The organism is Mycobacterium sp. (genome assembly GCF_036273375.1).
Classification (GTDB): domain Bacteria; phylum Actinomycetota; class Actinomycetes; order Mycobacteriales; family Mycobacteriaceae; genus Mycobacterium.
Genome location: NZ_DASUHS010000271.1, coordinates 1 through 8,834, shown reverse-complemented (window position 1 = coordinate 8,834; position 8,834 = coordinate 1). Strand labels below are relative to the sequence as shown.

Here is an 8,834-nt window from a genome sequence, read left to right as displayed (position 1 = left end):
CAACTCCTTCGTCACCCAACTAGGTCCGGTACACGCCAACATCGTGCTACTCGACGAGATCAACCGATCCAGTGCCAAGACGCAGAGCGCGATGCTCGAGGCGATGGAGGAGCGACAGACCACGATCGCCGGGCAGGTGCACCCGCTCGCGGATCCGTTTCTGGTCGTCGCCACCCAAAACCCCGTCGATCAGGAAGGCACCTATCCGCTGTCGGAGGCGCAGACTGACCGCTTCCTGCTCAAGGAAATCGTGCGCTACCCCTCGCCGGAGGAGGAGGTAGAAGTTATGGCCCGGATCGACGCCGGCGTCTATGACAGGGAACGGCCGACTGCGCCGGTGGTCGGCCTCGACGACGTTTTGCGCGTGCAGGAGGTGGTGCGCCACGTCCACATGGACCGCGCGCTGATGCTCTACGCCAGCCAACTGGTCGACGTGACCCGCCACCCCGCGCGGGCGTTACCCAAGCAGATCGCGCGCCTGGTCGAGTACGGCGCCAGCCCACGCGCCACCATCGCGTTCTGCAAGGCGGCCCGGGCGCAGGCGGTCTTGTCCGGACGTGCGCACGTGCTGCCCGAGGACATCGCACACCTCGCGCACCGGGTGCTGCGGCACCGGCTCATCCTCGGCTTCGAGGCGGCCAGCGCCGACATCACTTCCGAGGTCGTGGTCGACGCCGCGCTGCGGGCCGTGCGCGTGCCCTGAGGTCATCTTGGGTAAGCACCTCAACCGCGCCAAGGCGCACTTCGGTACCGACACCCGCGGCTTGCTCGAAGGCGGTCGCTATGCGTTATTACATACGCGCAGCATGGAATTCGACGACCTGCGGCCCTACGTTCCCGGCGACGACGTGCGGGACATCGACTGGAAGGCTTCCGCACGTTCGGGCGGCGTGCTCATCAAACGGTTCGTGTCCGAAAAGCATCACAAGATCCTGCTTGTCGCAGACGCCGGCCGCAACATGTCGGCGCTCGCCCCGAGCGGGGAATGCAAACGCGACGTCGCCGCGCACGTCATGGGCGCGGTGGGATTGATCGGATTGCGGCGATCCGACCAGATCGGCATGGTCTACGGTGACCGTCGCGGCTGCGTGAACATTCCGCAGCGGCGCGGCGAGTCACACATCGAGGGCCTGCTGCACCGCTGGTACCAGCACACCACGGCCGGTCCCGGCCGCAGCGATATCACCGCTCAACTCGACTACGTCGCAACGCATTACCGCCACACCATGCTCATCATCGTGGTGTCCGACGAGCCCGATGTTGACGAGCGGCTGGGCGAAGTGCTCACCAGATTGACCGGGCGCCACGACATCATGTGGGCGATGGTGTCGGACATGCCCGCGGTGGGTCCCGACAACACCGACGGGTACGACGTCGCCACCGGTCGTTTCGTCCTGAACGGCGCCGACCTCGGCCCGCGGGTCGTCACCGCGTACCGCCGCGCCGAGCGGACGCGCCGCGACCGCCTCGATGCGTTCCTGACCGCTCACGCCACTGCGCACGCGACCATCGCCGGCAGCAGGGACATTCGGGGCGAACTCGTTCGCCTGACCGAGGTGGCCGCCCGTGCCGGATGACCTGCTGCGCCACATGTTCGGTCCGCAGCCGTACTCGTCGTGCTGGCTGTGGCTGGCTGTCCTGCCGATTCTTGCTGTGATCGGTTGGTACGGGGGCATTTTCGTGTGGACACTACCGTCACGCCGGTTGCGGCGCATCCCGGCCGTACGGCGAATGCACGCCTGGCTGATCCGCAACCGATTCGCCCACTGCGTGCAGCGCATCGGCGGCGAGCACGATGTCGGGCGGATGTCGGCCCCGGCAGCATGTGGGGCAATCAGCCGGACGGTGCGTAGCTTTCTGCACCAAGCGACCGGCGCGCGGGCCCAGTACGTGCAGATCGGTGCGATGGCCGGCGGGGACCTAGCCCCGGCCGCGCCGCTGCTCACCCAGCTTAATGACGCACAATTCAACGCCGAGTCGCGGATCGACGTCGCCGACCTGAGTGCCCGGGCGCAGGAGTTGATCCGCTCGTGGACCTGAAGTGGTGGCCGGTAGGCGCCATCGGAGCGGCATGCTTCGTCGCAGTTGTCGCGCTGGCGGCGTTGCTTCCGATGACCGCCGCTCGGAGGAGGCTGCGACCACTGGCCAACGTCGCGCGGCTGACCCGGTTGCCCGAGTACGCGAAAGTGGCGCGGCTGCGTTCGCTGTCAACGATTGTGACGTTGGTGGTGCTGACGGTCATGTTCGGCGCCGCGACCTGGGCTGCGGCCCGTCCCGCCGTGGCGAGCAACGATTTCGACAGCGCTCACCCCGAGGACATCATCCTGTGCGTCGGGCAGCCGGTGACCGACGCGGCGACGACTGAACTGCTCGACTACTTCGCGCGGCGGGCCATTACGTCCCCTCAGGCGCAACGCATCGGCCTGACATCGGCGAACCGCCGTCTGGTGCCGCTGACGCGCGACCATCAGTACGCCGCCGCACGGTTCGGTGACTTCACCGGTGCCCGCAGGGCGCAGTCGGCGTCGTTCGCCCCGCCGGTGTCCTATACCGACTACGCCGCAAGCGTGAACGACGTTCTTGCGCTGTGCCTCTCGGGGTTCCCGTCTGCCGAGCCGCGCAGCACTGGCAGGCGCTCAGTCATCTATTTCGGTCCTTCGGATCTTCACGCCCCCGAGGAGCGGCGTGCCGCATTGTTCACCGATGGCGGTGTCCGGGCCCTGGCCGAGCGGGCTGGGGCCCAAGTCAATGTGATCGACACTGCCCCCTCACCCGCGAGTGGTGCGCTGGTGGCGCTCACCAAGCAGACCGGTGGCCGGTACGTCGTGCCGGCCCCGAAATCAGTGACGGCGGCACTCAACGAGATTCGCGCGCACACCGCCCCGGCGCGCCGCGCCGACGGCACCGTTGTGACAGCGGACTTCCGCGATGCGCCGGTAGTACCACTGGTGATCGCCCTGTTGTCGGCGGCCGTGCTGTCGGTGGCCCTGTTGGTACTGCGCCGATGACGTTTCAGCCCGTGCTGCCCTGGCCGATCCTCGCCGTCGTTGTTGGTGCGCTATTGCTCGCGCGCCTGGTGGCGCTGCGCCAGGCGCTGCTCTCGGCCGGACACCGAAGGCGGGCCACCTTGCGATGGACCGGTGTGACTCTTGCGGTGTTGCTACTCATCGCGGCGACCACCCGCCCGGCACTTCTCGATGACGGAAACCGCCAGGGCGCAACGGCCGCCGCCGGCGCTAATCTCAACGTGTTCCTCGTCGTCGATCAGTCGGCCTCCTCGGGAGTCGAGGACCTCGGCAACGGTGAACCGCGGATCGTGGGCATGCGCGACGACATCGCGGCGTTGATCAAGCAGTACCCGGGGGCACGGTACGCGCTCGTTGGCTTCACCTCGAAGGCTTCGCTGGATTGGCCGCTGTCCGACGATGTTTGGAGCCTGCGCCCAACGATCACGGCCCTCGGCTCCCAGAACGCGAGTCCCGAGGCCAACGCGGGGGCGGCGGACAACGTGCTGCGATACCAGCTGATCCAGGCGACACAGCAATACCCGGGTGCACGGAATGTGGTGCTCTACTTCGGTTCCGGCGCGCCCGGATCGCGCGCGCCACAGGGCGACTTCAACCTCATGCGGGGGTCGGTCGCCGGCGGAGCGGTGGTGGGCTACGGTCGCACCGACACGATCAATGAATCCGAGTTGCGCAGAATAGCAGCACAACTCGACGTTCCCTATATACACCGCGATCTCGAACAACCCCTTCAACTTAATCTGCCCGACACACCGCATAGCCGAGCAGATGCTTCCGAACGGACCGAGCTGTACTGGCTGCCTGCGCTGCTCGCGGCGGGGCTGCTGCTCGCGGAGATCTACCTGTCGGTCCGCGAGTTTCGCCGCGGCCGCATCGCGCGACGGGACTTGGCGTCATGACGCGCAGACCGGCGCGATTGCGGCTGCGACGGCGGCTCCTCATCTATTCGGCGCCGGTCGTCGCCGTCGCACTGCTGGTCGCAGTCAAGCTGTTTTCAGTTGTGTTGGTCGGCAATTCGGCAGCCCACGCCTTCGCGCGCGGCGACGGGAGCGCGGTGCGGGCCGATGCGGCGATTCTCGGAGTCGTCAATGTGGTGGAACCGGCGAGGGCGCCGTTCGCCGCGGGCGCAGCCGCCGTACTCGACGGCCGGCTAGAGGATGCCGACGCCCACTTCACCGACGCGCTGGCCCGCAGCGACACCGTCGGTTCCTGCCCCGTGCGGGTCAATCTCGAGTTGGTCCGCGAGACCCAGGGCGACCGGGCCGCGGTGGCAGGGGACCGCCCACGTGCCGACGAACGCTACGCGAGCGCGTTGGCCGTCGTCGACGCCGCGCCGCGGGGTTGCTTCGCCGGCAACATCGACCCGGACCCGCAGCGGCATGCCATCCGTGAGGATGCCGCAAACCGATTGGCGGCCAAGAGGACTGCGCTCAACGCCACGCCCCCGGCAGCACCCCCTCCGCCACCACCGCCACCGGCGGCGCCACCCCCACCACCACCACCGCTCGTCACCGTCACGGGCGACGGCCGCGAGATCGCACCACGCCGACTTGATCCTGCGGACGGTGATCCGCTCGACAAGTTGCAGCAGGTGCTGCAGGACGCCGCAGGCGCCGCGCCGCCGGGGGAGTCACCCTAAGGGTCTGTCAAGCTTTTGATGTGAACGACTTCCTTGGGCCGCAGTGCCCGTGCGGCAGCGACACGAGCTATCGCGCCTGTTGCGGGCCGTTTCACGAAGGCGAGTCACAGGCCCGGACGGCCGAGGAGTTGATGCGATCGCGGTACTCGGCTTTCGCCTGCGGTGACGCCGACTACCTGTTCCGCACCTGGCACCCGCGCACGCGCCCGGCCGACGTGACCGTCGACCCAAACATCGCCTGGACTGGCTTACGGGTGATCGGGACCCTGGCTGGTGGGCCAGGCGATGGTTCCGGAGAAGTGGAGTTCACGGCCCGCTACGAGTCCGGGGGCCGCGCGGGCAGCATGCATGAGCGCAGTCGCTTCGAGCGTCGCGCCGGCCGATGGTTCTACCTCGACGCCGTCGCGGAAGATCTGTAGTGAACGCCTACGTCAAAGCGAGCGACCGGAGAGAAGTTCCTCGTGACTCCGCACGCTCTGCTCTGACTTCGCGCGGCGCTCCACCCTTGTCCTGCCTTGGAGCGAGTGACGGGATTTGAACCCGCGTGTACGGCTTTGCAGGCCGCTGCCTAGCCACTCAGCCACACCCGCACGAATCGATAGCATGCCAGCGCACGCAGGAATAGCCCAGAGTTTCTCTCGGCGCGATCATTTCAATTAGTGATCACCTACCGCATCGACCGTCCTGCATCACCGGGACGAATCATCATTCCGCCGTCGCCTGCCAAAGATTCCTTCCCGGGCTGGAAATAAATTTATAGTGGTGTCGATCAGCGACGAAAGGCTCGCCGTGCCCGATGCGCAAGACCTCGCGACAACTCCCCGCCAACGGGGGCGTCCGCGCCGGATCAGTCGCGATCGCATCGTGTCGGCTGCACGCAGTGTCGCACCCGAAGCGCTGACGATGCAGGCAGTGGCCGACGTGCTCGGCGTGGATCCCAAGGCGCTCAACTATCACGTCGGCGATCGGGACGCCTTGCGAGAATTGGTCGCTCTGGACGTCTTCGAGTCGGCGCTCACCCGGGTCGCGATGCCCGCGGGCGGTGACTGGCGCAGCGTGCTTCGTATCTACTGCGCGGCGCTACGTGATGCCGTCGTCGAACTCGGAGTGCTCGCGACCTACTTCCGCCTGCCGCCCAAGGGAATTGGAGCCCTGGCACCCGTGGAGCGCGTGCTGCAGGAGTTGGTCGATGCGGGATTTTCGGTCGTCGACGCCGGGCACGCTCTTCGTCTCGTCACCGAGCTGGGCCATGCCGCGGGTCGCGAAGCGGTGTTCCTTGCGCAGAGCACGGTGCATCCCAATGTCGATGAGGTCGCGACGGCGCTCGGCGGCGCCGTCGAGGGCACCTTCCCGATGCTGCGACAGGTGGTTGCGGCGCGTGGGGATGACACTGACGACGAAGCCCAACTGCTGTTCAGTCTGGATGTGGTCGTCACGGGACTCGAGCAGATGCTCTCCCACGCCTAAAAGGGACAAATTTTTTTCTGCCCAGGAAAAAAATTTCGCCAAACCCTGGTGCAGACGCGACTGCGCTGGCTAGCATCCGGCAAAGGCCCTGTCACCGGGAGGTATCGACGTGCCGGATCATCTGCACCACGTCGTGATGCTCAGCCATTCGGCTCCCACGTTCGTCAAGTTCTTGACTGACGTGGTGGGCATGGAAGTCCAGTACCGCTTTCCGGTGCCGGGCGAGATCCTCGAGAAGACGCTCGGCTGGCCGCCCACCGGCGGCGCGGACGTGACGATCCTCGGCAGCGGCGAGGCAGGCCTCGTCGAGGTGCTCGACGTTCCGGAACAGCTGCGTTCATCGGTTCCCGAAGGACTTGCCGCGCTGTCGTTCCTCACCGACGACTACGACACCGTGCAGGCCAAGGCGCGCGAGCACGCCGGCGAGGTCACCGTGCTCGACACCGGACTGCCGGGTGTGGACCTCTTTATCTGCACCATGGGTGGCGTGCCGATGGAGTTCATGGGCAGCTACCAGGCCGAGGCCATGGAGGGCGCCGATGGATGACCCGGCCGTGCTGCTGGAGATCGAGTCGATCAAACAGCTGAAGGCTCGCTACTGCCGCCACCTCGATGCCAAGGATTGGGTGGCGTGGCGCGAGCTGTTCGCCGAGGACTTCGTCAGCGAAATAGTCGATTCCGCCAGTCGTGTCATCGTCGGTGCGGACGAGTTCGTCACCTACACCCGCCAAACCATCGGCAAGCGTTCACAACCCACGGTGCACCAGGTGCACACCCCCGAGATTTCGCTCACGTCGCAGACGACCGCGCGGGGAATCTGGGCGCTCAACGACGTCGTGCGTTTGATCCCGATCATCACACTGAGGGGATACGGCCACTACCACGAGAAGTACGAGAAGACCGACGGGCAGTGGCGGCTCAAGTCGTCCAGACTCACGCGGCTGCGCGAGGACGTCGTCACCCCGCTGATCACCCTCCATGACGCACAGTGGCTGCGTGCCGCAGCGGCCAGGATCGCCCGCCGCACATCCGACATGAACTCGCAATGAAAGAGGTTGACATGACACAGCTTTCCGGAAGGCGCGTCCTCGTCACCGGCGCGAGCGGCGTAGTGGCGTTCCCGGTGGCCGCCGAGCTCGCGAAGTCCAACGAGGTCATCGCTGTGGCTCGCTTCTCCGACCCCCAGCAGAGTCGGATGCTCGAACGCGCAGGCGCGCACCCGATCTCCTTCGATCTGGCCAACCCGGACCTGTCGCCACTGCCGGAGTACGTCGACGTCGTGATCAACTACGCCGTTCTCCCACCGACGCAAAAGACCGCGTACGAGGTAAACGCCGGCGCCGCCGGACGACTCGCCAGGCGGTACCGCGACTGCACGGCATTCGTGCATGGGAGCACCGGCTCGCTCTACCAGTATCAGGGCGAGCGGCCGTTGCGAGAGGACGACCCATACGGACTGCACAGCTCTGCCGAGAATTATGCGGCGAGCAAGATCGCGGCCGAATTCCTGCTCAAACACCTCAGCGTCGATTACCAACTGCCGGTGACGATCGTGCGCATCTTCTCCTTCTACGGCCCTCGGGGCGGCGGCGTGACACAGCGCATCGACCAGATGATGCGGGACGAGCCCGTCAGTGTGTATCCCGGCGTGCAAAACGTGCACACGCCGCTATTCGAGGACGACTACGTCGAAAAGACCATCGCCGCAGCAGGTATCGCCAGGGTGGGCGCCGAGATCGTCAATGTCGGCGGGACCGAGGCGGTGACGACACAGGATTACTGCGCGATAGCCGGGGAGATTCTCGGCAAAAGGCCCACGTTTGTGGAGAACAGCAAGGCCTGGCCGATTTGGGCCGACACCACGAAGATGCTCGAGCTGCTGGGCCCCAACAAGATTTCCGTCCGCGAGGGCATCAGGCGGACGATAGCGGCGGCTACCCAACGGCTGAACACGTCGCACCACGTCATCGGCGAACCGGCGAAGGTGTAGGCAACGGGTGATCACTTTCATCGCCAACTTGCGCGTGCGGGGCGAGAACGCAGCGGCGTTCGAGGACTTGATGACGCATGTCGCCGTCATGACCAACGCGAACGAGCCGGGGGTGGTGTACTACGCATTCGCCAAGCGCGTCGACGAGCCCGACTCCTACGTCGTCGTCGAGGTGTACCGAGACCAAGCGGCGTGCACTGCCCATGGCGAGACCGAGTGGGTTCAGAAGTCAATCCCTAAGTACCTGAGCTTGATTGAGGGTATGCCTCAGCTCGTGCAATACACCAGTCCCGGGCAAGAGTCCGTAGCGGCGCAGTTCGAGGACTTCACATGACCGAGTCGAGCCTCGCGATCGTGCAGAGATTCAGCACGGCGGTACGCGAGGGCGACTTCGGCGAAATGGGCCGTCTTCTGCACGACGACTTCGTCGCCCGCGAAGCGGGCGGTCTCCCATACAGCGGCGACTACCGCGGGCTCAGTGGATTTCGCGATCTGCTGGAGAAGATGAACGACGCGATGATACTCAGCCCGGGGCCGTTCAGCTCGGAGCAGATGGGTGAAAATGCTGTGGTGTTGCGCTTTTCGCTGACATTCACCGCCCGCGCCTCGGGAGAAAGCGTCACGATGGATCTGATCGAGGTCTATACGCTGCGCAGCGGGAAGATCGTTGACCTCGATGTGTATTACAAAGACCCTGCTTCGGTCACCGCAC

13 protein-coding genes and 1 tRNA gene are annotated in these 8,834 nt (G+C 65.9%); 13 read left to right on the top strand and 1 reads right to left on the bottom strand.

Going from position 1 to position 8,834, the window contains the following annotated elements:
- The 7 genes from VFW69_RS23715 to VFW69_RS23685 form a co-directional block, all read left to right on the top strand.
- Positions 1-703 (top strand): AAA family ATPase (locus VFW69_RS23715; RefSeq protein WP_526505230.1); only part of this gene is annotated, 703 nt, incomplete at its 5' end.
- A 7-nt stretch (positions 704-710) separates the two neighbouring features.
- On the top strand, positions 711-1,577 hold the full coding sequence (locus tag VFW69_RS23710) for a DUF58 domain-containing protein (protein WP_526505228.1): 867 nt from the start codon (positions 711-713) through the stop codon (positions 1,575-1,577).
- Entirely contained in the window at positions 1,567-2,040 is a 474-nt protein-coding gene (locus tag VFW69_RS23705) for a hypothetical protein (protein ID WP_526505226.1), read from the top strand. The genes VFW69_RS23710 and VFW69_RS23705 overlap by 11 nt, the downstream gene beginning before the upstream one ends.
- Positions 2,031-3,008 carry a hypothetical protein gene (locus tag VFW69_RS23700; RefSeq protein WP_526505224.1) on the top strand — a complete coding sequence of 326 codons (978 nt, stop codon included), beginning with the start codon at positions 2,031-2,033 and terminating at the stop codon, positions 3,006-3,008. The genes VFW69_RS23705 and VFW69_RS23700 overlap by 10 nt, the downstream gene beginning before the upstream one ends.
- Entirely contained in the window at positions 3,005-3,925 is a 921-nt protein-coding gene (locus tag VFW69_RS23695) for a vWA domain-containing protein (protein ID WP_526505222.1), read from the top strand. Before VFW69_RS23700 ends, VFW69_RS23695 begins: the two co-directional genes overlap by 4 nt.
- Positions 3,922-4,665, top strand: coding sequence for a hypothetical protein (locus VFW69_RS23690; RefSeq protein WP_526505220.1), 744 nt, complete (start codon positions 3,922-3,924; stop codon positions 4,663-4,665). The genes VFW69_RS23695 and VFW69_RS23690 overlap by 4 nt, the downstream gene beginning before the upstream one ends.
- 20 nt (positions 4,666-4,685) lie before the next feature.
- Complete coding sequence (locus VFW69_RS23685) at positions 4,686-5,084, top strand: YchJ family metal-binding protein (RefSeq protein WP_526505218.1); 399 nt, start codon at positions 4,686-4,688, stop codon at positions 5,082-5,084.
- Positions 5,085-5,181: 97 nt separating this feature from the next.
- Here VFW69_RS23685 and VFW69_RS23680 read toward each other — a convergent pair.
- Positions 5,182-5,255: transfer RNA gene (locus VFW69_RS23680), tRNA-Cys, on the bottom strand.
- Between the two features lie 172 nt (positions 5,256-5,427).
- On the opposite strand from VFW69_RS23680, the gene VFW69_RS23675 reads away from it, so the two are divergent.
- The 6 genes from VFW69_RS23675 to VFW69_RS23650 form a co-directional block, all read left to right on the top strand.
- A complete protein-coding gene (locus VFW69_RS23675) occupies positions 5,428-6,132 on the top strand; it encodes a TetR/AcrR family transcriptional regulator (RefSeq protein ID WP_526505216.1) in 705 nt (234 codons plus the stop codon).
- Between the two features lie 109 nt (positions 6,133-6,241).
- Positions 6,242-6,679: a VOC family protein gene (locus VFW69_RS23670; RefSeq protein ID WP_526505214.1), complete on the top strand. Its 438-nt coding sequence runs from the start codon at positions 6,242-6,244 to the stop codon at positions 6,677-6,679.
- Positions 6,672-7,181 carry a nuclear transport factor 2 family protein gene (locus VFW69_RS23665; protein WP_526505212.1) on the top strand — a complete coding sequence of 170 codons (510 nt, stop codon included), beginning with the start codon at positions 6,672-6,674 and terminating at the stop codon, positions 7,179-7,181. Before VFW69_RS23670 ends, VFW69_RS23665 begins: the two co-directional genes overlap by 8 nt.
- An 11-nt stretch (positions 7,182-7,192) precedes the next feature.
- Positions 7,193-8,122: an NAD-dependent epimerase/dehydratase family protein gene (locus VFW69_RS23660; RefSeq protein ID WP_526505210.1), complete on the top strand. Its 930-nt coding sequence runs from the start codon at positions 7,193-7,195 to the stop codon at positions 8,120-8,122.
- Between the two features lie 7 nt (positions 8,123-8,129).
- Positions 8,130-8,456, top strand: coding sequence for a putative quinol monooxygenase (locus VFW69_RS23655; protein ID WP_526505208.1), 327 nt, complete (start codon positions 8,130-8,132; stop codon positions 8,454-8,456).
- Positions 8,453-8,834: nuclear transport factor 2 family protein (locus tag VFW69_RS23650; RefSeq protein ID WP_526505206.1), on the top strand; the 382-nt coding region annotated here is incomplete at its 3' end. The genes VFW69_RS23655 and VFW69_RS23650, both read left to right, overlap by 4 nt.